The organism is Furfurilactobacillus cerevisiae, from assembly GCF_048961765.1.
GTDB lineage: Bacteria > Bacillota > Bacilli > Lactobacillales > Lactobacillaceae > Furfurilactobacillus > Furfurilactobacillus milii_A.
Window position 1 is genome coordinate 2,494,252 of the sequence record NZ_CP185253.1, and the last position, 24,622, is coordinate 2,518,873.

A 24,622-nucleotide genomic window follows, 5' to 3' on the forward strand; every position below is an offset into this window, starting at 1 on the left:
AGACCACTTTTCACTAATACTCGCCGCAATTGAAACCCTTATTTAATTGTGAAAACTAATCCTCGGCTTCTTTTTCAGCATCAGCTGTTTCCAGCTTTTCAATCTGTTCGCGAAGCCAGTCAGTAATTTTGGCACTCACGGAATCCGGATCGTCTAAAAATGCCTGAACAGAACTGGCCATATCAATCCGCATCTTGGACACATTGATCGCTGGCGAGTCGAAAATCATGTACAGGTTGACTTCACGTTCGTCGTCAGGATCAAGCATTTTATCAATCTCATTCGCATAAGCAAACGGCAAATTGATCAATGAGCTTTCTAAACGAACATTCATTTCAACATCGTGAAAGCCGGTGATATCAACCCGTGTTTGAATTAACTTACCAGCTGCGAGTTGTTTCTGTGCAAAGGCAATGCTGTCAGCCATGACGCCTTCTGGATCATCATTCAGTTTGTCAAACGTGGTTGTGGATGAGGTTGCCACATACGTTTCATCTTGCAATGCCTGTAAAAAATCGGCAACTTTTTCTTCCATGGTTATTTTCTCCCGTTCGCTTGTTTATTTGCCTTGCGCTCGACCCAAATACGGTTGTTTTCCTCGTAGTTGCGACGGAATCGTGCGCCCGCCACAAAGGCTTCGAAGTTGGTAATTAAACCAATCACCGCAAACAGATCGATCATTACGTTTATGAAAACCACCCCGTGGCCCGTAAACGTCTGCACCACCGCTAAGAGTAGCACAGCTGTCAAAATAATCAGAACGAAAGACTGCGGATATACTGAAAACCGCCAGTTAAGCGCAAACATAATGACAGGGATAGCGACAAAGACTAACATGATGCCTTCGTTTGCCAGAAAATGTGGCCACTGCTGGCTCGCACTCTTGCCAAAGCCAAAGTAGACCCCCGCATTCACGATCGTGTAGAAAATCCAGGAAGCAATCGTCAAGCTGACGACACGTACATCTCTCATCTAGACAAAAACCTTTCTATGCCAACAAATCGACCAATTGTTCTTTCGAAATGCCGACGAAGTATTTTGCCAGGTCCACGTCTGCCAAAGCAGATGCTAAATCGTCACGGTCATACTTCACGCCCGTCAGTTTGTCAGCCAGTGCAGAAACATCCTCTGGTCCGAAGAAATCCCCGTAGAACTTGATGTTGTTGATCTTACCGTCATCAACGTTCAAACGTGCATCAATCGTCCCGTAATCAAAGTGCTGACGCTTCTTTACCGTAAATTCTGGTGACTTACCGTAAACCCAGTCCCAATTATTGTAATATTGTTCGTACAACTTGTCGATTTCTTTCTGATCGTCATCAGTAACCTGGACTTCACGGTCCTTGATGTCAGCGAGGTCGTCAACGTTAAACAATTCTTTCAATAAAATATCACGGAACGTTGGGACATCAATATCTTGATACTCTTTATCCAAGTAAGGACGCAGGTTAGTAACCCGTGAGCGAACGGACTTGATCCCCTTCGAAGCAATTTTATCTTCTGGTACATTGAGCGCATGCGTCACAACATCAAGATCCACGTTAAGCATTAACGTGCCGTGTGAGAATGTCTTCCCATTACGGGTGTACATAGCGTTCCCAGAAAACTTTTTGCCATCAACGAGAATGTCGTTACGACCAGAAACTTCAGCGGTTGTCGCACCCATCTTGTGTAACGCGTCTACAATTGGTTTTGTGAAAGATTTGAAATCGCCAAATTCTTCACTGTTTGAGTCCACCACGAAACTGAAACATAGGTTTCCAAGATCTTGATAAACAGCACCACCACCGGACAGACGACGGGTTACCCGAATGTTGTGCTCTTGAACATACTTCTGGTTAATTTCTTCTTGAGTGTTTTGATTACGTCCAACGATGATACATGGTTCCTCGTAATAGAAAAGTAATAACGGTTCATCAAACTTTTTGTTGTTCATCAAATATTGCTCGGTGGCTAAGTTCTCGCCAATGTTGTGTGACTTCATCGAAACATAGTACATAACGTTAAATCCCCCTAAGCATTTTTTATAATTATGGTTCACCCGGTATAGCAGTTTTCAACTCCTGATACATAGGCAAATCACGTTTTCACCATTGATGTTAGCACTTTCTGAAAGCGGAAACAATCGCTAATTTAACGGCTTTTCGTTTTATAATTTCACAAACTTTTCGATTCGTATTTATTATAATTTCATTGGCCACGACGTTAATTATTGGTAACCAAATAAGTTTACATTTGCACATCATAAATTAGTAAATCGCTTACATTATGACTGATAAAAGGTATAATAAACATAAGGCAAAAACATCAGAGTTCCTGATTGATAGAAAGGTGGCACACAGCGATGTTACAGCAATACAAAAATATTCTTGCCCCAGTTGATGGTTCAAAAGCAACTGAACCAGTTCTGGAAAAGGCAATTGAGGTTGCCAAACGCAACGATACGCACCTAGACATCCTGAACGTTTTGGAGGTTAACCAATTCTCAGATAGTTATGGTGGCGCTGTAAGCGGCGATGTCATCTACCGGTTGGTTGAAGACGTTCAAAACCGTTTGGAATCTTTGAAACAACAAGCTGAAAAAGCGGGCGTTAAGGATGTCGACATCCACGTTCGTTTTGGTAATCCCAAGCCTGTTATCTCGCGTGAATTTCCTCACGACCATGGTAGTGAATTAATCGTCATGGGCACGACCGGCTTGAACGCTGTTGAACGGTTGATGGTTGGTTCTGTTACCAACTATGTCAGCCGCAACGCAGATGTTGATGTACTGATTGTTAAGGTTAACCAGAAGTAAGATAATTAAATCACGAAGTTAAGAAAGCGGTAGGTACTCTCGATTGAGGGTATCTACCGCTTTTTTAAGTTCTTATATTCGCATTCAAGTAGCGGATTGTACTCATAAAAGGTAAGTTGCGCGTTGGCAATTTGTTATTGAATTAGGTTTTGTAATGCTTGGATTACAAGTTCTTTTGACTTACGCGGATTCTGGCCAAATCGATCTAACTTTAAATTTACAACTGCGCATTTGCCTTAACAAAATGAGATACTCTGGCTTTAAAACAGGTGCATCTAACCACCCTACAATTTCAATACCACTTTTCAAAAGTGAATAATAATCAGCATTATGGGTAATAAACATTTTTACCCACATTTTGAGGTGAAAACATCAATTACCCATTTTCCCATTTAACCTCAATGTGAGCTGAAGGGCGTCGACATTGAAACCAAGACATGAAAGTGACCTAAATTCGGCGGACTTCCGAATTTAGGTCACGGACGGGTCGGAAAGACTCTTTACGAGGCTTGACGGCGAGGTGAAAGACCGTGAACTGCGGGCTTGAACCGGTCCCATGTCGGGGTTTCAATGTCGACAACCGCAAGCGTCAGTCAGCTACTATATTTATGCAATCATTTTAAGCTCCCTAGCGTTGGCGCAGCAATGCGACATCAGCCACTAACATTCAATAGCATTGGTATACCCGTTTTAAGCTCCCTTTTAGTTTCGCTTAAGTCATATTTATGCAAGCAGGTCTATCGTAATCAACAATGTTCAAGCAATTATTAATCACGCATTCTTGTTTGAAACTAAACGATAGGAAGTGACCTTATGCGTAAGTTTGTTAAACGATGGGACTGGTGGTTAGTCGCCATTCTTGTCCTCGCTGCCGGACTCTACGGGTGGAATATCTGGGAAGCCGGTCAGGCCAACGATTTTTATACGGCCGCAATCGTCAGCATGACGAAGAGCTGGAAGGCCTTTTGGTATGCCAGCTTTGATCCGGCTAGTTTTATTACGGTGGATAAACCGCCAGTGGCCCTCTGGTTCATGGCGATCAGTGCCAAAATATTCGGCGTTCACGGCTGGAGTGTCGTGTTGCCGTCCATCCTGTTTGGAATTGGCTCGGTCGGTCTGATCTACGCCATGGTCAAACCTTACTTTGGGCGTTTGGCAGGTAACTTGGCTGCCTTGTTCATGACGATTACCCCAATTGTGGTGGCCGATTCACGGACCAACAACATGGATGCGACGTTAGTCTTCTTCTTATTACTCGCAGGTTTTCTTCTACAACGTGCTGTTGCCAAACGGAAAACGTGGCTTGTAATCGTTTCGTTTGCGTTAATCGGCGTTGCCTTCAACGTCAAAATGTTGCAGGCGTTTATGCTACTACCTGCAATGTATTTCTTCTACTGGATTGCCAGCACGGTTGGTTGGAAGAAAAAGATAGTCCATCTGGTGATGGCCACTATTGCCCTAGCAGTTTTCACGTTAGCTTGGCCAGTCGCTGTTGACTCAACCAGCAAGAGTAACCGGCCCTACATTGGCAGTTCATCAACGAACTCCGTTTTAAACTTAGCCTTTGGTTACAACGGTTCACAACGTTTGCTCGGTCAATCGACCGGAACCGGTAGTCGCTTTCCTGGCATGGGCAGTAGTAGTAAAGGTAAATCTGGCCAGGCGCCAACGGGAACTAAGGGCAAAACGGGCACCCCACCATCAGGGTCAAAGAACGGCACTAAAGGCGTGGCGCCAACGGGTAAAAAGTCTGGTGGTCAGATGCCAGGTGGTTCCAAAGGCGGCGCACCAACTGGCATGACTGGTGGCAAACAAGGAACCGGTGCTGGTGCCGGCGGTGGTGGCGGTGCCTTCAACATCGGTACCGCTGGCCCATTCCGTTTGTTCCAGCAAGCACTTGGCGGTCAGGTCAGTTGGTTCTTCCCACTGGCATTAACTGGCTTAGTTGGCGCTTACTTGTATGAAGCCGACCGTAAGAAACGCTGGTGGCAAACAACGCGGAATCAACAACAGCTCTGGTACTGGGCTGGTTGGCTCGTGCCAGTTGCCGGATTCTTCAGTATCGCTAGTTTCTTCCATCCCTACTACATGATTATGCTCGCACCACCGCTTGCTGTTCTGGGTGGAATTGGCATTGCCACATTTGTAAAATCCGTCAAAGAAGGTCGTCAGCCTTGGCAACGTTATCTCTTTGCTATCGGATTACTTGCCACAGCGGCACTGCAAGCATGGTACGTTTATAGCTACTATCCGTGGTTGAGCTGGCTCATTGCTGGCGGATCTGTCATTACAGCAGCGTTGATTGCTTTCGTATTCACGAGCTGGCACAAAGTCGCTATTACCAGTACGTTTGCGATTACTCTGTTGTCACTGGCGCCTGGATTCTGGTCACTAACGCCAACTATTGCTGGTGAATCCGCCGCTATTCCGACAGCCGGTCCAGATCTATTGACCAGCGGCGGTGGTAACAGTGGTGGTATGGGTAACGAATCTGCGAATACCAAACTGATTAAGTATCTCGAAAAACACAACGGCAACGCCAAATATCTGTTTGCCACAATGGATTCAGGTACGGCCGCGCCATATATTATCAAAACCGGTAAGTCAGTGATGACGATTGGTGGTTTCAACGGTACTGATAATGCTATCTCGCTTGCGAAGTTTAAACAGCTTGTCAAAGCCGGTCAGGTCAAATACTTCTACGTCGCCGGTAAGAGCACTAGTGGCAGCATCGTGAACTGGGTTAAGAAACACGGTACCAAGATAAGCGCCAAAACTTACGGCGGTGCAAGTGCTAGTTCCATGATGGGCGGTGCCGGCACCATGGGCACCACAAGCACCTCAGAAGGCAAACCAAGCAGTAATGGTAGTACTAACAAGAAGGCAACTAAGCCAACGAGCAGCACACAAGGTGGCCAACCTGGCGGTCAAATGCCTTCCGGGTCGAAACCTTCTGGCATGAAGAAGCCATCGGGAACGAAGAAACCTGGCAGTGCTCAAAAACCAACAGCCACCAAAAAGGCTGGCACCAAGAAACCGTCAGGCACATCTAAGAAAATGACTAAGCCGTCGCAGAAACCATCCAGCAAAACTGGTTCATCCAAACAGGGTCAACCAGGTGCTGGCGGCATGGGTGGTAATGGCGGCACACTATACAAACTGAACTAAGGAGGATGACAGCCATGACGAATACTTCAAATCAACTAATTTCTATTGTAATGCCTGTTTTCAACGAAGAAGCGCTCATTATGAAGACGATTCGAACCGTTCAGGGGTTTGTCACCCAACAACCCGAACGCTACGAAATTATCTTTGTTGATGACGGTTCAAATGACACAACAACGGATAAAATTCGTAAAGCAATCGCCTTCCATCCAGAGATGCGACTTGTCCGTTTCTCCCGTAACTTTGGCCACCAGCTAGCGATTACTGCAGGTATTCGCTACGCTACTGGTCAGGCCGTCGTGGTCATGGACGCAGACCTGCAGGACCCACCAGCTGTCATTGCCGACATGGTGTCAGCCTGGCACCAAGGCGCAGATGTGGTGTATGGCAAACGACAACAGCGTGATGGTGAATCCTGGTTCAAAAAAACCTCCGCCAAAGCCTTCTATCGCATTCTACACAGCATCACCAACGTCGATATTCCCGTTGACACTGGTGACTTCCGTTTGATGGATCGCAAAGTGGTCAACGTCCTTGAACGAATGAATGAGGATGAACCCTTCGTTCGCGGCATGGTCAGCTGGGTTGGTTTCAAACAAACCGCAGTGGAATACGAACGCCAGCCACGCACCGAAGGCGTCTCCAAATATCCCCTTCGCAAGATGGTCCGTCTGGCAATGGATGGCATCACATCGTTTTCAAACCTGCCATTGAAGTTTGCTAATTGGACCGGCGGAGTTCTATGTATGGCCGCTGTCCTTACCTTAATCGCGGCTATCTGGACCGGTTTTACCGGAACGACACTCCTGTTGGTGGTCGACCTGCTGATAGGTGGCCTACTGCTGCTCAGTATCGGTATTCTGGGCCAGTATCTCGGCCGCGTGTTCAATCAGTCACGCGAACGTCCCCTGTACGTTGTGGCCGAAACAATGGGCTTTCCTAGTAGCGCCAGCAATCAACACAGTGTGGCTCGGACAATCCCAGTTAGTCAGGTCCAAAAGATCAGAAAACAATCCTAACTAAATTGACACAAATAAGGGTTCCAAACACCGTTAGCACTTGCTAATGATGTTTGGGACCCTTTGGATATTGTGTCTTTTAATTTATTGATGGCGCGGAGGGCTTCGGCATCACTCTATTATTCTTCTCCGAGCGTTTGCCAGTCTTCGGCCCAGACGAGTCCCATGACCTTTTCGCCGGTATGCGCACCGATGGAAGGCCCAATGTGAGCAACCTCAAACTGAGGATCTTTGCCACCGTCCGTTTTCAGGTTTTCACTGGTTAAATCACTCATCCAAGTGGCACTGGCGTCGGGGTTGTTCCCGTCAATCACGCCGACACGCACCGGATAATCTTCATCGCCCAAGGAAGCTTCAAAGTCACGTTTAACCTTCTGAAAGGCACGTTTGGCTGTCCGTTCCTTCGTTAAGGCCACGATTTTAGCATCTTCAAATGTCAGAATCGGTTTGATCCGCAATAAGTTACCCACGAAAGCGGAACTGTTCGTAATCCGACCTGTCCGGAGCAGGTGACTTAAATCGTCCACCACAAAGTACACGTGCGTCGTTTCACGCAAATGTTCAAGCGCTGGCAAAATTTCGGCAGCGTTTTTGCCAGCCTTAGCCATCTTGGCAGCTAATAAGGCCAACCAAGCTTCACCTTCACTAGCCATCCGTGAATCAAACGGATAGACTTTGATACCTTTTACAGTTGGTGCATACGCTTCAAGGTTTTGTAGGAACGTCGTAATGCCACTCGACAAGTGAATACAAATCACTTCGTCATAGCCTTCTTTGATCAGTTCATCAAACTGCTCCTGCATCTGCATCATCGTCACTTGGGCAGTAGACGGCATGGCCTTTTCTTCGCGCATTCGTTTGTAAAACTGTTCACTGGTAATATCAACATTTTCTAAGTAGGTTTGGGTGCCAAAAATTACAGTAATTGGCACCACTCGGATACCAGCAGCCTTCGCTACTTCAGGATCTAAGTAACTGGCGCTGTCCGTGATCACAGCTGTTTTCATCCCGCTGCCTCGCTTCATCTTTATTGGTTGAAGAGAATTTTTTCACAACCATTTGTGTACATTCATCATACCCGACTTGCCATCATTTTTCGAGCGAGCAATCACTTTAGTCGTCAATATCGTTGACGTATTGAACAACAGTAGGCAATGTTGTCGCTTGTCCAATGATTGCTGGATAAATTGGCAGGTTCGGAAAGTCCTGTAAGTTAATCCATTCAAACGCGTGACGACCGACGCTAAACCGTTCGTTTGGTAAGTTGGCTAATTGTGGACTGTCGAGTAAATGAACGAAATTAACCTGTTGCCAGATGTCTTCTGGTGTTCCAAACTGATGCTCCATCACCCACAATAATCGTGTGGGTAACACATCCAGATGCAGTTCCTCCTGATACTCCCGCTTTATCGCAGAAATAGAAGACTCGCCAAACTTAACTTTGCCGCCAACTAATGCGAAATACGGCCGACCATCGTCATCAATATCACAATGGAGCAACGCCTTGTCATCTCGAACTAGTAGTCCACTCGCACGGACATTAAACGTTCGTTTGTCACGCCTAAACAGCAGATCATCAGCCTCTTCAGTCATTTGAATTCGCCATCCGGATTCTCTAAATAGGTCAGTTCAGACACACTCCGTTTTTCAAATACATCAAGCAATTTATCCATGCCATCTGCAATCTCATGTTCAAACATTTCGTCACGGCGCATCCAGCAAACCTTACCTTCATCGGATGACCGTAACTCGCCTGAATACGAATCCGTTCTGAATAACGCGACAACATAACGCCCATGTTCAGTCATAAATTCTTTAATCCCGCAAAAGATGGGATTATGAATGTCCAAGCCTGTTTCTTCCTTCACTTCACGAATGGCAGAATCAACAAAACTTTCTCCAGACTTCACATGACCACCCGGAAATGTGTAACCAGGCCAATCAGGATTCTTGCGATCCTCAACCAAAATCTGGTTGGTTTCGTTATCTGATACCAACACCATATTAGTCAATTCAACTTCCTCAGTCTTCGCCATGTTACCTCCTCTTTTGCCTGTGCGTTTTGACAGCGTGGCTATATTATCTTGCTAATACAGTGGTTTTGCAATCATGAAATTTTGCGAATAAGCGTTCTTTTGATTTAGCGATTTGATTATAAACGCTAAAACTCAATCAAATTTATAAAGTTCAAAAACAAAAGTGTGGTCAAATGAGTCGAAGAGAGCCAAAACTGAGTAGAAGCCGTGAGGGTGCTGTTAATGAGACGGTTTGAGTCGAATTTACTGCACAGGACTGTCGTGAAGACGTGCCCCTTCGGCTTCACGGCGAGGTGAGAAACCCGCATCTCAGGGGTTCGAACCGGTTCCACAGCTGGAGTTCAGTTTTGGCAACTGAAGACGTCATTCATCCACCATTCTGCTATTGAAAACAAAAAAATAGGGTTCACGCAATCCAAACGGACTGTGTGAACCCTATTAATTTTCAGAGAAGAGATTAAGCAGTGAGACTACTTAATGTCTTTCCATTGCCATGCATTAACTTCTGGTAAATCAGTACCTTCATCACGGATGTACTGGTTGTGTTTAGCAACCATGTCGTCCATGTGTTGACTGAATTCGCCGGCTTTTTCAGCAAAGCTAGTTGCGTTGATGGCATCCTTAGCCAAGTGGAAGCGGTCCAATTCGTTCAAGACACGCATGTCAAATGGTGTAGTGATGTCCCCATTTTCACGGTAACCGTGGAAGTGGATGTTGTGGTTATGACGGTCGTAAACCAAACCACGCAATGTGTTTTCGAAGCCATGGAAAGCAAAGATAACAGGCTTGTCAGTCGTGAAGTAACTGTCGAATTCTTCGTCAGTCAAACCACGGTTGTCTTGGTCGTCACCCTTCTTACGTAACTTCAATAGGTCAACAACGTTGATGAAGCGGATCTTCAAGTCAGGGAAGCTGTCATGCAATAAGGTAATTGCAGCTAAGCTTTCCATCGTTGGTTCAGTACCAGCCGCTGCAAAGACAACATCTGGTTCTGCACCATCATCGTTAGAAGCCCAAGGAATGATTCCCAAACCGTTGTTAACAAGTTCCGTAGCTTCGTCAATGGAGAACCATTGAGTCCGTGGGTGCTTGGAAGCAACAATCAAGTTGATAACTTCGCGACTTTGCAAAGCTTTGTTCATAACAGCTAATAATGAGTTAGCGTCAGCTGGCAAGTATTCGTTAACCAGTTCGTGACCCTTTTCAGCCATATGACCAATCATACCAGGATCTTGGTGAGTGTAACCATTGTGGTCTTGTTGGAACACAGTGGAAGTGTTGATGATGTTCAATGATGGGTAATCATGACGCCAGTTTTGTTCTTGCGCCTTACGTAACCACTTGTAGTGTTGAGTCAACATTGAGTCAATAACACGTGTGAATGATTCGTATGAAGCGAAGAAACCGTGACGACCAGTCAGAACGTAGCCTTCAAGCCAACCTTCAGCTTGGTGTTCTGACAATTGTGAGTCAATAACTTGACCAGAATGTGCGACGTTTTCATCGTTTGGTTCGTGAATGTCTTCCATCCATTGACGCTTGGAAGCATCCCATAGACCCCACAAACGGTTTGATTGAGTTTCATCAGGACCAGTGATCCGGAAGCTCGTTGGGTTTTCCTTCATGATGTCACCAGCAAAGTGTGACATAACTTCCATGTCCATCCGTTGCTTGGAGTTATCCTTCAAGTCACTTTCAGGAACGGCAAACTTACGAACATCGTCCATCTTCAATGGTTCTGGGTGAATCCCACCGTTAGTGATAGGGTTCATAGCCATCCGCTTGTCACCCTTAGGTTCAACTTCTGACAATACTTCTTTAGGAGTACCATCTTCGTTGAATAATTCTTCAGGCTTGTATGACTTCATCCAGTCAACCAACATGTCTTTGTGTTCCATGTGGTTTGCGTCCACCGGAATTGGAACCTGGTGAGCACGGAATGAGTTTTCAATTGGGTCGCCGTTCAAGTCCTTCTTAGGACCAGTCCAGCCTTTAGGTGCACGAAGCACGATCAATGGCCATACTGGCAATGAATCGTCGTTGTTGTCACGGGCATTCTTTTGAATGGCCTTGATTTCTTCAACAGATGCATCGATGGCCTTAGCCATGTCTTGGTGAGCCTTCTTGTGGTCTGAACCATCAGTTTCAACGAAACGAGGGTTCCAGCCCATACCTTGATAGTACTTAGTCAAGTCAGCATCGCTCATCCGTGAAAGGATGGTTGGGTTAGAAATCTTAAACCCGTTAACTTGAATAATTGGTAATACAGCACCGTCGTGGATTGGGTTGATGAACTTGCTTGAGAACCATGAAGCAGCCAATGGGCCAGTTTCTGATTCCCCGTCACCAATTTCAACAGCAGCAATAACGTCAGGGTTATCTAAGATAGCACCAACACCGTGTGAAAGAGAGTAACCAAGTTCCCCACCTTCGTGGATAGAACCTGGTGTTTCAGGAGCAGCATGTGAAGCAACCCCACCTGGGAATGAAAATTGCTTGAACAAGCGTTGCATACCTTGTTCGTCACGTGTGATACGTGGGTAACGTTCAGTGTATGAACCGTCAAGGTAAGCGTTTGAAACCATAACTTGACCACCGTGACCTGAACCTTCGATATAGAACATGTTCAAGTCATACTTCAAGATGGCACGGTTTAAATGTGCGTAAATGAAGTTTTGTGGAACGATTGTGCCCCAGTGACCGATTGGCTTAACTTTAACGTCTTCTGCCGTCAAGTCACCCTTCAATAATGGGTTGTCCTTTAAGAACAACTGACCAACTGAAAGGTAGTTAGCCGCACGCCAGTAAGCGTCAACTTTGTCTAAGTATTCTTGTGAGTCGTAATCAACTGCCATGAATATTTACACTCCTTCGAGATAATTTTTAATAACACGAAATTTGCTGTGAAATCCACCGACTTTTTTACCGGTCAATTTACAGTTACTATAATAGACGCTTTTAAATAAAAGTCAACCTTTTAGAAAATTGGTACGACCCAATTACCAAGATCGAATGTTTCCATTGGTTAGTTCACCTTTATTTCCATAGCAAAAGCGCGCCCTTATCGGGATTAGTCCTTTGCTAATCCGACCCAATGCTAACAAATAAAGCCTTAAAATGAACCTAAAAAACACTGAGAAGTTGATATTCTTAGTGTTTTTTAATATGTTCTATTCAGTTTAGTCCGCATCTAGATCCACGAAGTTATTGTACTTCATGTATTTGTAGTGAATCCGCATGTTTGACACTTCAAACGGTGTCCCATCATCCAGGAAGAAAATTCCACTCATTACACCAACTGGCTCAGTTGGTTTTAATGACAGCAACTCCTGATCCTTATCGTCGGATGGTTCAGCACCTACCGTCATAAACGACTTAGTCACTGACACATGTTTAATATCTTCCAGATAATTAAAGATCGAGCCAGATACAACGGTCGTCGACAACTCGGGCATGATCTTAATTGGAATAAACCCAGTTTCAATCATTATCGGCTGTTGATCAAGTAACCGCAGGCGTTTAATCTGATACACAAAATCATCTGCATTCAAGAATAAATCCTGTTGCAACTCTGGCGTCGCCGGAATAACTTGAAAGTCGAGCAACTTAATTCCCGGCTTCTTGCCATCAACGCGCATTGAGTCCGTCACCCCAAGATTACGCCCTTCGTAACTAAAAACCGCCTGATTTTTAATGTACAATGGGTTCACAAACGTGCCGGACCCGCGCTTTTTGAAAATAATTCCCTGTTGCGCCAGAACGTTAAGTGCCCGTTTGACGGATGATCGGCTCACCTCGTAAGATTCACTTAGGCTCCGCTCGTCAGGCAGCCGTTTATCTGGAAACTGATTATCATTAATGCGACGTTTTAAGTCCTGCATTACATTTTTATAAACTAAGTCCGCCATCTCGACGCAAAGTTCCTTTCTCTTGTATACTGATTAATAAGAGTATACCAGAAAAATATTGGTCCGGCCAATTGTGTTTTAGGTTCGTACCAATTTTAAATCTCTCGGAGGTTCATTGAATGGCTAAGAAAAAAAGAATTCAGAAAACACTCGTTGAAAAGATCCTTGATAAAGCAAAGATTCCTTACCAACAAATTGAGTTTGCGACCCATCAAGCTGGTGATGTCGCTCAACTCGATGTTGATCATGACGATTACGATGAGCATAACATTTATAAAACCCTGGTTCTCACTGGAAATGTCACGGGTCCGCTGGTCGGCGTGGTGCCACTAGATACACACCTCAGCTACAAAAAATTAGCGGCCGCGTCTGGTAATAAAAAAGTTGGTATGGTGCCGCTCAAAGATCTGCTGAAAACGACCGGCTACGAACACGGTGCCAATACGCCAATCGGCATTTGGGAAAAATACCAGTACCCCATTTATTTCGACAACGTGGCACAACAACAGGGCGACATTGTCGTATCATCTGGCAAAATCGGCCGCTCCGTTAAAGTAGATGCCACAGCTGTTGCTGAACTTGTCCATGGTACGTTTACAGACTTAGAGGAAGAATAGGAATAACTTCATGTCATTTAGTACGTTAGGTCAGCAGATTTTGATCAGTCTGCTGACCGTCTTCTTTTACGGATTAGCTTTACCGCTACTATTCAGTTGGGCGCTAACCATCATCAATCGAAATACCAAACAACGGCTCGCAACTTACTACGGCATGAACGCACAAGTTTACCTAGGTTTTCTTGGTATTATTGTTCATGAATCCAGTCACTTGCTCATGGCCTTGTTGTTTGGTCACAAAATTACTGGTCTCCGTTTGATTAAATTCGCTCACCCTGAAAACCAGGGCAGTGATCCGGAGGCGCTAACATTAGGGTATGTCAATCACCGCTGGAATAGTGGCAACAGTTACCAAACAATGGGTAACTTTTTTATAGGTTTTGCGCCAATTATCGGCGTCAGTGCAGTCATTTTCGGTATCACCGCCTGGTTATGGCCAACAATGTTTCATAACTGGGTAATGTTCGCCATTCATCCAACCCTTAGTAATCTGTTTCAACCGGCAACTTCTGACGGTAACTTATTGGTCAACACAGTTCGTTGGATCATTTGGGCAATATTAGTGACTAACCTTAGTGTTGGTGGATTCGACCTAAGTAGTGCCGACCTGCGTAATTCCGGTGCCGGTGTCTCATCGTACATTGTTCTGCTCGGCCTAATCGGCTTAAGTGCTGGCGTTTTAACAAGTTCGTTTACGGAATGGTCTCGTGCGCACCTAGTGCCGGTCTTCTTTGCACTTAGTCTGGTCGTTGTGCTTTCTGCAGTCGTAAACCTAGTCACCCGTTGGTTAACCAAAGATAAATAAAATGATTCTTCTATCAAAACAAGAAACACGCTGATGTCCATTTTCTGGAGATCAGCGTGTTTTAAGTCTCTGTTCATTTATAGTCCAAAAGGTTAGGCTTCACCATTCCACTCTTGTTTGAATTCATGTAGAAAATCAAGCATTACGCGTTGGCGTTGCTCTGCCATCTTTCGTGCAGTAACGGTATTCATCTGGTCTTTAATAAGCAACAACTTTTCATAGAAGTGGTTAATCGTGGTGCCATCCGCTTTGCGGTACTCTGCCTTAGTCATATCGTGGCGAGGTTCAACCTCCGGATCATACAGCACCCGGTCATGATGGCCACCATAAGTCAATGTCCGAGCGATACCAATCGCACCAATGGCATCCATGCGATCAGCATCCTGAACAATTTGACCAGCCGGACTCAGCGTCTGATGCTGCCCAAGATTTTTGCTGAATGACATGTGATCAATAATTGCAAAAATATCCGTTACGTTGTCCTCACTCACATCCCATCTTGAAAGTTGTTCTTTCAACGCCGTGTGAGCGGCCTCAGGATCTTCAACAAGCTTATCGTCAATAACATCGTGCAAATAAGCCGCTGCTAAAACAACAAAACGTTGACCTGTCTGTTCGATTAATTCAATTCGATCTGCTAACTTTGCGACCCGTTCCAAATGGAAAAAATCATGTCCCGAACGATCGCTACCAAGTTGCTGACGTGCGTAAGACTCAATTTTATCCAATTGTGTTTGCTCTGCTGGGGTCAGTCCTTCTGCCATGCTGTCGCCTACTTTTCGCGAATAAAATCGCGTAATTTTTTGATGGTGCCACGCGAGAAATTCAACTCGTCGCCGTTACTCATCGTAACATGTCCCAACGTAAAGTTGACGGTCTGAATATGTTCTGTATTCAGAATATAACTTTGAAACCCATTAAAAAAATTGTCTGCCGTCAGATGACTGGCTAATTCATGGATACTCCCATTCACTTCGTAGCGATTATTTGTCGTGACTACCGTAACTTTTTTCAACCGGCGCACCTTTTCAATGTATAACAGATCATCTTGACGCAACCGAATTAGAAACCCACCGTTTTTGATTTCTAAATAAGCTGGCTGATTCGGATGGACCTGATTTAAGTGATCCTGAATCGTCACCAAAATTTGGCGAAGTTGAGGCGTAAACTTCTCAGTGTCAAACATAAATTCTTTGGAAAGAAATCCTGTTGGCATGGTCATCGACGTGATTGTTTCAAACGCACGGTCCTCACGAATAGAGACATAGACAATATAGCCTAAGGGGTCGACTTCGCGAATTCGTCGAGCTAGCTCAATACCGTCAACCGCAGCATTAAGTTGAATGTCCAGAAAGTAAATGTTTGGACCCGGATGGTCAGGCAACGTTGCCAACACTTTTTCCGGTCGTCCTTCACTTTCAATCGGAATATTCATATTCAATTCTTTAAGTTCGTTTTCAAGGCAAGTTGTCAGCCATAGTCGTTCCTTTAAATTATCTTCACAAACGTAAAGAATCATGACGATCTCTCCTTCTTTTACCTTGTATGCATTAAAAAATTCCATTATGCATTTTCCGGCGCCCTTTTTAACTGTTCATTGACAAGCAAACCGTCGCCAAAATATCTTGTCTTATCGCCATTCAATTGCAGCTTCATTACTAAAAGTTGTTTACCTCGTTACATAATGAGGACGGTATAAGTAAAATAATTGGCCTTCCGTTGCTTGAATCAATTATTTATGCCGTTAACAGCATTTTTTTGCTAATTATTTAAGGTTGTTTGTAATAGGCTGGCCGTTTTAATGCCTATCAAAGGAAAAAACGCCGCCGAGCCGGCACTCGAAAACAGCTCTCGAAGACTATTCTCGCACGGTCGTGACAACGCAAATAAATCCATTTAATTGTCATTTATCATGTACGCACATACGCAGAGATAGAACTGCCACATGGACACTTTAATACACGACGTCAACTCACAAACAATATTAAAAACCATTCATTTCTCACTCAATCATGCTAATTGACTATCCCGCAATAGATTGTAATGCACCATCCCATCTAAATGCGCATAGCAAACCCATTTTAATCAATTTCAGTCCTATATTACCAAAGCCTTGACGGAAGTTCGTAAATTTAATTAACAGATTTGAAAATAATGTCATACTTGGACCTGAATTAGTGGTTAAGTCGATTATTTAAAGTCCCGCAAAATTTTAAAATTGACACCCCTAGAATAGCACTCTACACTGACAGCGACAGGATATTTAACCTGCAAATTGGTAAGTCTTTCAACTGCAATTTCATCTGCCTAAAGGGGGCGTTGAACCATGCAATTATCCCCAGTAATTCACGTATCCCATCTTCAAAAACGATTTGGTAAATTTCAAGCACTAAACGATGTTTCGTTTGACGTACAACCCGGTGAAGTATTTGGTTTTATTGGTCCAAACGGCGCCGGAAAATCGACAACGATTCGCACATTACTTGGTCTCTTAAGAGCAACAAGTGGTACGGCTACAATTTTTGGCAAAGACGTTTTTCACGACGCGGTCAGTATTCATAAAAACATCGCCTATGTGCCCGGCGACGTTTATCTGTGGCCAAATCTTACCGGCGGCGAAATTATTGACCTATTTCTCCGGCTCAGTCACCAGCAACATTCTAAACGAACGGATGAGCTAATTAAGGCGTTTGGACTCGATACTGGTAAGAAAGCGCGCACCTATTCCAAAGGGAATCGTCAGAAAGTTGCCCTGATTGCCGCCTTATCGCAAACAGCCGATTTATATATCTTCGACGAGCCAACATCTGGCCTCGACCCACTCAATGAGCAAGTTTTTCAGGACGAAGTAAAAGCTTTAAAAGCAGCCGGCAAAGCAATCTTGCTGTCTAGCCATATTTTGTCAGAAGTTGAACAAATGTGTGATCGCATTGGTATCATCCGCGAAGGCCAAATCATTGAAACAGGTACACTCACTGAAATGCAACACTTGACCCGCACGCAAATTTCAGTGACCACTAAAACGCCATTGACTGATTTAGGCAATCAATCTGGCGTTCATCAGCTCAAACAAACTAATTCAACTACGGCAATTTTTGCAGTCGATTCAGACGCCATGACTGCAATCACTCAATACCTAGCCGATCGTCAGATCCTAACGTTACGAAGCACCCCGCCAACTTTAGAGGACCTATTTTTACGCTATTATGGCCGTGAAAATGCGCAGCCTGTGAACTCCAAGACGGGAGATGGTCCCGATGCCTAAACAACCGTTCTTTCAAACAGGCCAAATATTGCGGATCAATCTCCGGCGCGATTGGCTTAAGTTGTTGATCTGGCTGATTGCACTGGGAGGCTTATTCGCAAGCATTGCTGCCAAGTTCAATAATCTGTACGGTAGCAAAACCGCCATTGAAAAAATTACGGCAACGTTAAATACGCCGGCAATGATTTCACTTTTTGGCCGTCTCCCCCATGGCCCGTACAGTTCCGCTGATGTCTTTGCTGGTGAAATGACGGTGTTTATGGCCATTTTCGGGGTCATTATGAACTATTCATTAGCCATTGCACTGACACGTGGTGATGAAGATAGCGGTGTGACGGAACTAGTGTCAGCGCGCTATGTTGGCCCTTATGCCACGATGATGGCAGCAATTAGTGAACTGGTGGTTGCAAACGGCCTGTTAGCATTACTTTACTCAGGCGGCCTGCAGGTTGCTGGTTTAAATGGCACAAATACGGGTGGCAATCTCGTTCTTGGTGTCACCCTTGGCCTCAGCGGTCTGATGTTTGGACTACTCGCCGTCGTTTGTGCACAACTAACATCCAGTAGCCGTGCCGCAACAAGTCTCGCCTATCTGCTTTTTGGCATTGTCTATCTGGGACGCATGTTAACCGATGTTTCCCATCCCCGCTACACATGGCTTTCTCCATTAGGGTGGGTAGAAAAGTTGCAAACGTACCGTAGCAATAATTGGCTTCCGGCCATGTTAATGCTGATCACTATTGTCGTTTTAACGGCCCTCGCAATCATGCTGCGCGCACGCCGTGATCTTAACGCCGGCATTTTGGCCACCCGACCTGGTCGGCGTCATGCCAGCCCCCTTCTTCGCGGACCAGTTTCACTAGTGGGTCGGTTAGAGCGCAATACTATCCTAGCCTGGGTAATTGGTCTCTTTATTTTTGGGGCAATGTACGGTTCCGTTTTTAACACCGTTGCTGACATTCTCAAGTCGAATCCAATTACGGTAAAACTATTAGCTGATCCTCATACTGCCGTGTTGGCCACTGCTCAAGTTTTAAAATCATTTATTGCCCTGTTAATGATCATTTTCACGGTTTGCGCAATCATTCCCGGTTTACAAATTATTTATCGAATCGCTACTGATGAACAACGGGGGCTGCTTGAAATGTTGCATGCCCGTCCTGTTTCCCGTTTCCGACTTAACCTGGTCCTCAGCCTTTGGGGCATCGTCACCAGTTTATTAGCACTTGTGGCAGCCGTTGGTGGTTTGGCCGTTGCGGCTAACATGGCTCTTAATCATCCACTAGCCAACAAATTGTTTATTCATGGTTTACTCGCCAACATCTCACCACTGCTCATTTTCTTAGGTGCCGGTGCACTCCTCGTTGGTTGGCTGCCTAAACTACGCAGCCTTGTTTGGCTCTACCTTGGCGCAACCTTTGTGATGAACTACTTCGGTCGCTTATTTAATCTACCTCAGTGGGCAACTAGATTGTCTCCGTTTGGATTCATTGGTCATGTGCCCGCTTCGTCGCTGAACTGGTCTGTATTCTGGTGGCAAACCGGGATAGCCGCAGTTTTATTTGTTGTAGGATTGATTGGATATCAGTTGCGTGATCTGAATAGTGCCAACTAACTCTTAAATGTAAAAGAAAAAAGACTATAACTCATCTAGCCGTCTCCCGCTACGCTGAACACAAAAACGCTTCATCCCGTCGTCACAAAAAAATGGCGGGATGAAGCGTTTTAAATTAGACAATGGCCACATATCTATCGTTAAGCAATAACCTAGCCAACAATTATTCTTGTGGCAATCGATAGGTCAAATACTGATCGAGAAATTGTTTGACATGTTGTTGATAGGCCTCTGGATCAATCCAGAAACTTTCAGCATGTGTCGCATCTTTCACGATCCACTTTTCCTTTGGACCCTGAGTCGCATCATAATTGGCTGCCAGCATTTCCGCAGGAACGAAAATATCTTTTTCACCATGAATGAAGAAAATTGGCCGGCGATTATGTTTGAGTTGCTCGGCCGATGAAACCTGCGTCAGACTAAACCCTTGTTTGCGTCGATTGATTGCGTTCACCGCTGGCAAAAACGGGTATTTTGGTAGATGGAAATTCCGTTTGAGCAAGTACACCAACTCGTCGTCAATGCTGGAATAACCACAATCCGCAATGATACAACGTACCTGCTCTGGGAGGGCTTCCCCACTCATCATCTCAACCGTGGCGCCGCCCATCGACACACCAAACAAGACAATCCGCGCATCCTGACCAGTTTCTTTGATAATGCGCTGAATCCAATCCAAATAATCCAAGCGGTCCAGCCAGCCAAACGTAATGTAGCGACCTGCTGAGCGGCCATGCGCCCGATCATCTGGCAACAATACGTTATACCCTAACTCATGAAACATTTTCGCGTAGTTGGCCATCGTCTCGCCGTTGCCCTTGTAACCGTGTGAAATGATCACCGTGTCCGTCGTTTGCACATCAGCTGCTAAATAAGTAGCTGCTAATTTACGCGCAGCATCATCTTCGTGCAAATGCCAAGCCTGCGTTGGCTGATTACGTAGCCAGTCAACATAGCCGTAGTAGGCATCTGCATATTTCTGCTTTTCCTTCGAAGTTTCAGGAACCTTGTTTACGCGGTTGAAGGCGTACCGATACAGTTGTTCTGAAATGCCGGCAACGCCTGTTGCAATCACAAACGGCGCTGCCAAACTGACCATTGTTCTCTTTTTCACTGTCAATCTCCAATCCCTGAGTGCGGCACCATTGCCGTTTGAACACTACTTTGACGAATGCTCGTGCCTGCCGAGCCAATAGTAACTAATTACTACTGCCAATACACAAGTAATCACACTGCTAATCCAACTCGCCAATACCTGATTCCAAGTGTTCCAGTAGCCCGCGCTCACTAAACTAAATACTGATATTAATCGTAATTGCTGCGACCAGTCAAACATTAACCGTCCAACGGCAATAAAAAAGGTTAACCCAAATGTCGCGGCTAGCGACCACCACATTGTCGCCGTGTAGCTTGCCTTATGAATGCCAATGACTTCATAAATCACCTGACCGCTTGCTATCAGTGGGAACAGACCTAATTGCATTTGCCAGTATTGTTGCCAAGGAAAGGCAACGGTGTGTCCTAAAAATAGTGTTCCAGTAGTTAGTAATGTCACTTGATTAACGACCATCAATGCTATATCAACACAAAGCGTCATTAAAAAGACGTTTTGCCAGCGGTGTTTGCCCGTCACATTGCCATTTTCCTTTTTTGCCAGGCTAAGTAAAATGCCAGGCACAACCCATGATAAAAAGAACACAAAAACGCGTGTTTGCGCTAATATTGGCACAACCGTTGCAAACTCAACACCACGTAATGACGCTAGCCAGCTCGTGAGACCAAGCGGCAATACGATGGCACAAGCGCATAGTAGCCAAAATAAACGATTGCGTTTTAATTGATTCATCATAGTGGTCATTGTTGTCACGATCTGCCTCCGGCCCTCTTACTAACATTTTTTCAGTAAATGGCGTATAATTTTCGTTTGGACTTTCATCATTTCGAATGTATGTTTCAATCTATTTTAGCGCTAACGTGTCTGACTGTGCCAACTTCATAATTGACTGAGGCAATCACTGTCTTCGTTAGTGTCACTTATCTATTTCATTGTCAAAACGATTTTTATAATTGGTAGATTGCAAATTTAATCCGAATTTTTGGACAAATTGGTCAGCATAACCTGATACGGTGTTTTCCAGTCAAGTATTTTAAGCGGTCTCTGGTTAATTTGGAGTAACGTCGTCGTTAAATCTTGAGCACTAATGTGCTCAAAACGAGTCCCCTTAGGATAAAAATAACGTAAATTCCGATTAAAGCGTTCATTACTACCACGTTCAGCTGGCGTATAAGCATGACAGTAATAGGTCTTAATACCATATTGTGATTCAAATGATACTAGCCCACTAAACTCAGTACCACGGTCCACAGTAAAACTGTGCACCGGTCCATTAAAAGTTGTTAGGAACTTAGTCAGTGCTTCATTAACACTCGCTGTCGTTCGGTCCTTTAACCGATATGCCCAAAGGAACCGTGATTTGCGATCGATTAAAGTTAATAAAACTGCCTTACTATGCCCACGAGGGCCAACGACGGTATCTAGTTCAAAATCACCGATGCGATTACGTTGATTAATCATCATGGGACGCTGTTCAATCGATCGCCCCAAAGATTGATTATATTTGGATCGTTGGTCAACGTTACGCCGTTGGCGTACGCCATGTTCAGGTAGATCATTCAAGGAGAAACCAATTCTCCCCTGATTTAGCCAATTATAAATAGATTTAGTCGCTAGTTTAAATTCGTGAGCAATCATTCCTGGTGACCAGCTTAGATGTAAATGGTTGAGAATTGTTTGCTTTAACTCATCGCTCAGCTTAGTTTTCCGACCACATCGTGATCGCTTGTATTCGGCATCTGTTTGTGCTAATTCAGCCTGATAAGGTTGACATCGAGATAATTCATAAGAAATTGTTGACGGTGATCGGTTCAGCCGAACGCCCATTTGGATATTGGACAGCCCTAGTTCACAAAAGGTTTCGATTTTAATTCGTTCGGAATAGGTTATACTAGACAAAAGATCAGCTCCTAAAAGATGGGTTTGTTGTAAACACCATTTTAAAGGAAGCTGATCTTTTTTGTCCGAACAGCGTTCGGATTAATTTTACAATCTACTAATTGTTTACATAAACGTTGTTCACAAGGAGGCTTTTTCGTGTCCAATTCATCATCCGAATTTAAAGTGGTTGATGCCAATGGCAAACCTTATAACCGTTTGCTTCTCATCATCACAATGCTCATCGGGACATTTAGCACATTTATCGTGCAGACGACCCTGACCACCGCATTTCCAACCCTAATGCGCACGTTCAATATCGACGCCGATTCCGTTCAGTGGTTGACTACCGGATTCATGTTAGCGATGGGCATTACCATCCCTATTTCTGCATTTCTTCTGCAACGGTATAGTTCCAAAGCACTGTACTTAACCGCGATGGCCATTTTCTTTGTTGGAACCTTTATTTGTATGATTGCGCCGACGTTTGGCGTGCTTCTAGCCGGCCGTTTGATTGAAGCCGTCGCTGTTGGAATCACCGCACCGACGTTTCAAACAACGATGCTGACAATTTTCCCGCCTGAGCGTCGTGGCTCAGCAATGGGCTTGGCTGGAATTGTTATCGGATTAGCACCTGCTATTGGACCTACCTTGTCTGGATGGTTATTGCTGAACTACTCTTGGCGAGCATTGTTCGTCGTCATCTTGCCATTCCCAGTCATCGTTTTCACTCTTGCCATTTTCACCATGCGCAAGATTTTTCCAACCAAGAAGACCAGCGCAGATTGGATATCCGTCGCACTGTCCACAATCGGTTTCGGGAGCATGCTTTACGCATTCAGTAGTGTTGGGGCTAGCTCATGGACTGCACCAAAAGTGTATATCACACTGATTGTCGGGATTATTTTCGTTGGCTTATTCATTTGGCGATCACTGACAATTGAAAATCCGCTACTGCAACTACGGGTGTTCAAATCACCGATTTATACCCTGTCTGTAATTGAAGTGGCCGTTGTTAACATGGCCATGATGGGCGCCGAAATGGTGGTACCGCTCTATATTCAAACAGTTCGTGGTGAATCAGCCTTTCATTCTGGATTGATTCTGTTGCCCGGAGCGTTAATGATGGGAATCATGACTCCCATTACCGGTCGCATCTTCGACCGCATTGGCGCACGACGTTTGGCAATTACTGGGATGTTCTTACTGACGATTGGAACAGCGTTCTTCGTCACATTGACGGAAACAACACCGATTATCTTCGTTACCATCCTGTACACCATCCGGATGTTTGGAATCTCAATGGTCATGATGCCAGTGACAACCACTGGCATGAACGCTTTACCATTAAGCCTCATGAGTCACGGAACATCTGTTAACAACACCGGGCGTCAGGTCTTCTCGTCAATGGGAACGGCCATCCTCATTTCCGTGTTAACAAACGTGACCAACTCAAACATGCCAGCTAAGTCGTTGCTGCACAGCACGCCCCTTACTTACGGAACACATGCTTTATCCGCAACACTAGCGGGGTATCATGCGGCCTTCCTTACCGCAACGATCTTTGCATTAATTGGCCTCGTACTAGCCTTCCGCATTAAACCAGGTAACTTAAGGAGGCGTGGATAATGGTCATTATCACATTAATTATTGCAACGCTTGGGTTATTTTGGGCCGTCGTGCTTCTCAATGGTCATCAATTACGCCGCTGGCTAATTGGTGTTTTCCTAATTTTATTCTTGGGCATGATTGGTTTACTGATTGCAAACGACAATTTTCAGTACGGCATGATAAAAACGCATCAACGGACGACATCAACGTTGGTCTCCAGTATTCCGAATCAACCAGCTAGTGTGCCTAATGTCTTTCTCTATCAACCATTAGGCAATGGGACAGAAAAGGTCTATCTGTACCGGACCAACACATCGCAAGCCCAACCGCAGGCAGTACCAACTAAGCATGTCAGCTCTAAACTAAAAACAACGACGAGCGATCAGGCAACTTTAACCGTAACCACCACTCGTTGGCAATATCGTAACGATTGGCAACATGCGCTGTTTGCCTTTTCTGGCGAGCAAAACCGTGTTTCCCATCGTGATTACACATTCCGTTTGCCACAAACGTGGTTAAGTCTTAGCACCACTGAGGCAAAACAACTTGCCAAAGTTATGAAATCACCTGCCCAACAACAAGCGATTAAGGCAAAGGTTACTGAACAGGTAGCTCAGGCCGTTAAAAAAGATCCTAAAATGTCTGCTGCAAAACGTTCTGCGTTGATTCAGAAGACAACAATCGCCGTAATTAAAGCGCAACTAAAATAAAAAACATTTAAAAAGAGTGGCGACTTAGCTTAACTAACGAATTGATAAACTGTTAGTTACGTTAAGTTGCCACTCTTTTCTT

The 24,622-nt window shown here is 44.8% G+C and carries 22 protein-coding genes; 9 read left to right on the plus strand and 13 right to left on the minus strand.

The genetic code is table 11. From position 1 onward, the window contains the following. Window positions 1–55: 55 nt before the first annotated feature. The 3 genes from ABUE36_RS12355 to ABUE36_RS12365 are packed head-to-tail and all read right to left on the minus strand — an operon-like array spanning window position 56 to window position 1,999. On the minus strand, window positions 56–535 hold the full coding sequence (locus tag ABUE36_RS12355) for a hypothetical protein (RefSeq protein ID WP_161002174.1): 480 nt from the start codon (window positions 533–535) through the stop codon (window positions 56–58). 2 nt (window positions 536–537) lie between these two features. Further along, window positions 538–972, minus strand: coding sequence for a hypothetical protein (locus ABUE36_RS12360; RefSeq protein WP_017261544.1), 435 nt, complete (start codon window positions 970–972; stop codon window positions 538–540). 16 nt (window positions 973–988) lie between these two features. Then, window positions 989–1,999 (minus strand): lipoate--protein ligase, encoded by a 1,011-nt coding sequence (locus ABUE36_RS12365; protein ID WP_161002173.1) that lies wholly within the window; start codon window positions 1,997–1,999, stop codon window positions 989–991. A 345-nt stretch (window positions 2,000–2,344) separates the two neighbouring features. Between ABUE36_RS12365 and ABUE36_RS12370 the strand changes: the two genes are divergently transcribed. The 3 genes from ABUE36_RS12370 (at window position 2,345) to ABUE36_RS12380 (ending at window position 6,981) form a co-directional block, all read left to right on the plus strand. Then, window positions 2,345–2,797 carry a universal stress protein gene (locus tag ABUE36_RS12370; RefSeq protein WP_017261546.1) on the plus strand — a complete coding sequence of 151 codons (453 nt, stop codon included), beginning with the start codon at window positions 2,345–2,347 and terminating at the stop codon, window positions 2,795–2,797. 813 nt (window positions 2,798–3,610) lie between these two features. Continuing rightward, the gene (locus ABUE36_RS12375) at window positions 3,611–5,965 is read left to right on the plus strand and encodes a glycosyltransferase family 39 protein (protein ID WP_421016824.1); all 2,355 of its coding nucleotides are present in this window, start codon (window positions 3,611–3,613) and stop codon (window positions 5,963–5,965) included. Window positions 5,966–5,979: 14 nt separating this feature from the next. Next, on the plus strand, window positions 5,980–6,981 hold the full coding sequence (locus ABUE36_RS12380) for a glycosyltransferase family 2 protein (RefSeq protein ID WP_421016825.1): 1,002 nt from the start codon (window positions 5,980–5,982) through the stop codon (window positions 6,979–6,981). Between the two features lie 119 nt (window positions 6,982–7,100). On the opposite strand, the gene ABUE36_RS12385 is transcribed toward ABUE36_RS12380, so the two are convergent. The 5 genes from ABUE36_RS12385 to ABUE36_RS12405 form a co-directional block, all read right to left on the minus strand. After that, a complete protein-coding gene (locus ABUE36_RS12385; RefSeq protein WP_421016826.1) occupies window positions 7,101–7,988 on the minus strand; it encodes a DegV family protein in 888 nt (295 codons plus the stop codon). Window positions 7,989–8,094: 106 nt separating this feature from the next. Next, window positions 8,095–8,574 (minus strand): NUDIX hydrolase, encoded by a 480-nt coding sequence (locus ABUE36_RS12390; protein ID WP_161002169.1) that lies wholly within the window; start codon window positions 8,572–8,574, stop codon window positions 8,095–8,097. Then, window positions 8,571–9,017, minus strand: coding sequence for an 8-oxo-dGTP diphosphatase (locus ABUE36_RS12395; protein WP_161002168.1), 447 nt, complete (start codon window positions 9,015–9,017; stop codon window positions 8,571–8,573). Before ABUE36_RS12395 ends, ABUE36_RS12390 begins: the two co-directional genes overlap by 4 nt. Window positions 9,018–9,487: 470 nt before the next feature. Then, window positions 9,488–11,872, minus strand: a complete 2,385-nt coding sequence (locus ABUE36_RS12400; RefSeq protein WP_017261553.1) for a phosphoketolase family protein — start codon at window positions 11,870–11,872, stop codon at window positions 9,488–9,490. 324 nt (window positions 11,873–12,196) lie between these two features. Then, window positions 12,197–12,925 carry a GntR family transcriptional regulator gene (locus ABUE36_RS12405; protein WP_178943181.1) on the minus strand — a complete coding sequence of 243 codons (729 nt, stop codon included), beginning with the start codon at window positions 12,923–12,925 and terminating at the stop codon, window positions 12,197–12,199. Between the two features lie 119 nt (window positions 12,926–13,044). On the opposite strand from ABUE36_RS12405, the gene ABUE36_RS12410 reads away from it, so the two are divergent. Next, a complete protein-coding gene (locus ABUE36_RS12410) occupies window positions 13,045–13,542 on the plus strand; it encodes an aminoacyl-tRNA deacylase (RefSeq protein ID WP_161002166.1) in 498 nt (165 codons plus the stop codon). 10 nt (window positions 13,543–13,552) lie between these two features. Beyond that, window positions 13,553–14,347, plus strand: a complete 795-nt coding sequence (locus tag ABUE36_RS12415) for a hypothetical protein (protein WP_161002165.1) — start codon at window positions 13,553–13,555, stop codon at window positions 14,345–14,347. Window positions 14,348–14,439: 92 nt separating this feature from the next. Here ABUE36_RS12415 and ABUE36_RS12420 read toward each other — a convergent pair whose 3' ends face one another. Both ABUE36_RS12420 and ABUE36_RS12425 read right to left on the minus strand, forming a co-directional pair. Beyond that, a complete protein-coding gene (locus ABUE36_RS12420; protein ID WP_161002164.1) occupies window positions 14,440–15,111 on the minus strand; it encodes an HD domain-containing protein in 672 nt (223 codons plus the stop codon). Window positions 15,112–15,119: 8 nt separating this feature from the next. Beyond that, complete coding sequence (locus ABUE36_RS12425) at window positions 15,120–15,911, minus strand: LytR/AlgR family response regulator transcription factor (RefSeq protein ID WP_421016827.1); 792 nt, start codon at window positions 15,909–15,911, stop codon at window positions 15,120–15,122. A 762-nt stretch (window positions 15,912–16,673) separates the two neighbouring features. Here ABUE36_RS12425 and ABUE36_RS12430 point away from each other — a divergent pair. Together ABUE36_RS12430 and ABUE36_RS12435 are read left to right on the plus strand one after the other, a co-directional pair. Then, entirely contained in the window at window positions 16,674–17,612 is a 939-nt protein-coding gene (locus ABUE36_RS12430; protein WP_161002162.1) for an ABC transporter ATP-binding protein, read from the plus strand. Next, on the plus strand, window positions 17,605–19,227 hold the full coding sequence (locus ABUE36_RS12435) for an ABC transporter permease (protein WP_421016828.1): 1,623 nt from the start codon (window positions 17,605–17,607) through the stop codon (window positions 19,225–19,227). The genes ABUE36_RS12430 and ABUE36_RS12435 overlap by 8 nt, the downstream gene beginning before the upstream one ends. Before the next feature lie 163 nt (window positions 19,228–19,390). Here ABUE36_RS12435 and ABUE36_RS12440 read toward each other — a convergent pair whose 3' ends face one another. From ABUE36_RS12440 to ABUE36_RS12450, 3 genes are all read right to left on the minus strand, one after another. Beyond that, entirely contained in the window at window positions 19,391–20,326 is a 936-nt protein-coding gene (locus tag ABUE36_RS12440; RefSeq protein WP_191989550.1) for an alpha/beta hydrolase, read from the minus strand. A gap of 60 nt (window positions 20,327–20,386) precedes the next feature. Then, complete coding sequence (locus ABUE36_RS12445) at window positions 20,387–21,085, minus strand: hypothetical protein (protein WP_421016829.1); 699 nt, start codon at window positions 21,083–21,085, stop codon at window positions 20,387–20,389. A 225-nt stretch (window positions 21,086–21,310) separates the two neighbouring features. Continuing rightward, complete coding sequence (locus ABUE36_RS12450) at window positions 21,311–22,240, minus strand: IS30-like element ISLpl1 family transposase (protein WP_096109805.1); 930 nt, start codon at window positions 22,238–22,240, stop codon at window positions 21,311–21,313. 138 nt (window positions 22,241–22,378) lie between these two features. Between ABUE36_RS12450 and ABUE36_RS12455 the strand changes: the two genes are divergently transcribed. Then, entirely contained in the window at window positions 22,379–23,848 is a 1,470-nt protein-coding gene (locus tag ABUE36_RS12455) for a DHA2 family efflux MFS transporter permease subunit (protein WP_161002158.1), read from the plus strand. Beyond that, window positions 23,848–24,540 (plus strand): DUF4811 domain-containing protein, encoded by a 693-nt coding sequence (locus ABUE36_RS12460; RefSeq protein ID WP_161002157.1) that lies wholly within the window; start codon window positions 23,848–23,850, stop codon window positions 24,538–24,540. The genes ABUE36_RS12455 and ABUE36_RS12460 overlap by 1 nt, the downstream gene beginning before the upstream one ends. The last annotated feature ends 82 nt before the right edge of the window (window positions 24,541–24,622 follow it).

What these genes read in the sequence shown, in the direction of transcription:
- ABUE36_RS12390 (WP_161002169.1), bottom strand. Translation starts at nt 8,574, where the DNA reads ATGACTGAAGAGGCTGATGATCTGCTGTTTAGGCGTGACAAACGAACG.
- ABUE36_RS12460 (WP_161002157.1), top strand. Translation starts at nt 23,848, where the DNA reads ATGGTCATTATCACATTAATTATTGCAACGCTTGGGTTATTTTGGGCC.
- ABUE36_RS12410 (WP_161002166.1), top strand. Translation starts at nt 13,045, where the DNA reads ATGGCTAAGAAAAAAAGAATTCAGAAAACACTCGTTGAAAAGATCCTT.
- ABUE36_RS12360 (WP_017261544.1), bottom strand. Translation starts at nt 972, where the DNA reads ATGAGAGATGTACGTGTCGTCAGCTTGACGATTGCTTCCTGGATTTTC.
- ABUE36_RS12395 (WP_161002168.1), bottom strand. Translation starts at nt 9,017, where the DNA reads ATGGCGAAGACTGAGGAAGTTGAATTGACTAATATGGTGTTGGTATCA.
- ABUE36_RS12365 (WP_161002173.1), bottom strand. Translation starts at nt 1,999, where the DNA reads ATGTACTATGTTTCGATGAAGTCACACAACATTGGCGAGAACTTAGCC.
- ABUE36_RS12355 (WP_161002174.1), bottom strand. Translation starts at nt 535, where the DNA reads ATGGAAGAAAAAGTTGCCGATTTTTTACAGGCATTGCAAGATGAAACG.
- ABUE36_RS12385 (WP_421016826.1), bottom strand. Translation starts at nt 7,988, where the DNA reads ATGAAAACAGCTGTGATCACGGACAGCGCCAGTTACTTAGATCCTGAA.
- ABUE36_RS12435 (WP_421016828.1), top strand. Translation starts at nt 17,605, where the DNA reads ATGCCTAAACAACCGTTCTTTCAAACAGGCCAAATATTGCGGATCAAT.
- ABUE36_RS12400 (WP_017261553.1), bottom strand. Translation starts at nt 11,872, where the DNA reads ATGGCAGTTGATTACGACTCACAAGAATACTTAGACAAAGTTGACGCT.
- ABUE36_RS12380 (WP_421016825.1), top strand. Translation starts at nt 5,980, where the DNA reads ATGACGAATACTTCAAATCAACTAATTTCTATTGTAATGCCTGTTTTC.
- ABUE36_RS12405 (WP_178943181.1), bottom strand. Translation starts at nt 12,925, where the DNA reads ATGGCGGACTTAGTTTATAAAAATGTAATGCAGGACTTAAAACGTCGC.
- ABUE36_RS12430 (WP_161002162.1), top strand. Translation starts at nt 16,674, where the DNA reads ATGCAATTATCCCCAGTAATTCACGTATCCCATCTTCAAAAACGATTT.
- ABUE36_RS12370 (WP_017261546.1), top strand. Translation starts at nt 2,345, where the DNA reads ATGTTACAGCAATACAAAAATATTCTTGCCCCAGTTGATGGTTCAAAA.
- ABUE36_RS12420 (WP_161002164.1), bottom strand. Translation starts at nt 15,111, where the DNA reads ATGGCAGAAGGACTGACCCCAGCAGAGCAAACACAATTGGATAAAATT.
- ABUE36_RS12440 (WP_191989550.1), bottom strand. Translation starts at nt 20,326, where the DNA reads ATGGTCAGTTTGGCAGCGCCGTTTGTGATTGCAACAGGCGTTGCCGGC.
- ABUE36_RS12425 (WP_421016827.1), bottom strand. Translation starts at nt 15,911, where the DNA reads ATGGAATTTTTTAATGCATACAAGGTAAAAGAAGGAGAGATCGTCATG.
- ABUE36_RS12375 (WP_421016824.1), top strand. Translation starts at nt 3,611, where the DNA reads ATGCGTAAGTTTGTTAAACGATGGGACTGGTGGTTAGTCGCCATTCTT.
- ABUE36_RS12415 (WP_161002165.1), top strand. Translation starts at nt 13,553, where the DNA reads ATGTCATTTAGTACGTTAGGTCAGCAGATTTTGATCAGTCTGCTGACC.
- ABUE36_RS12445 (WP_421016829.1), bottom strand. Translation starts at nt 21,085, where the DNA reads ATGACCACTATGATGAATCAATTAAAACGCAATCGTTTATTTTGGCTA.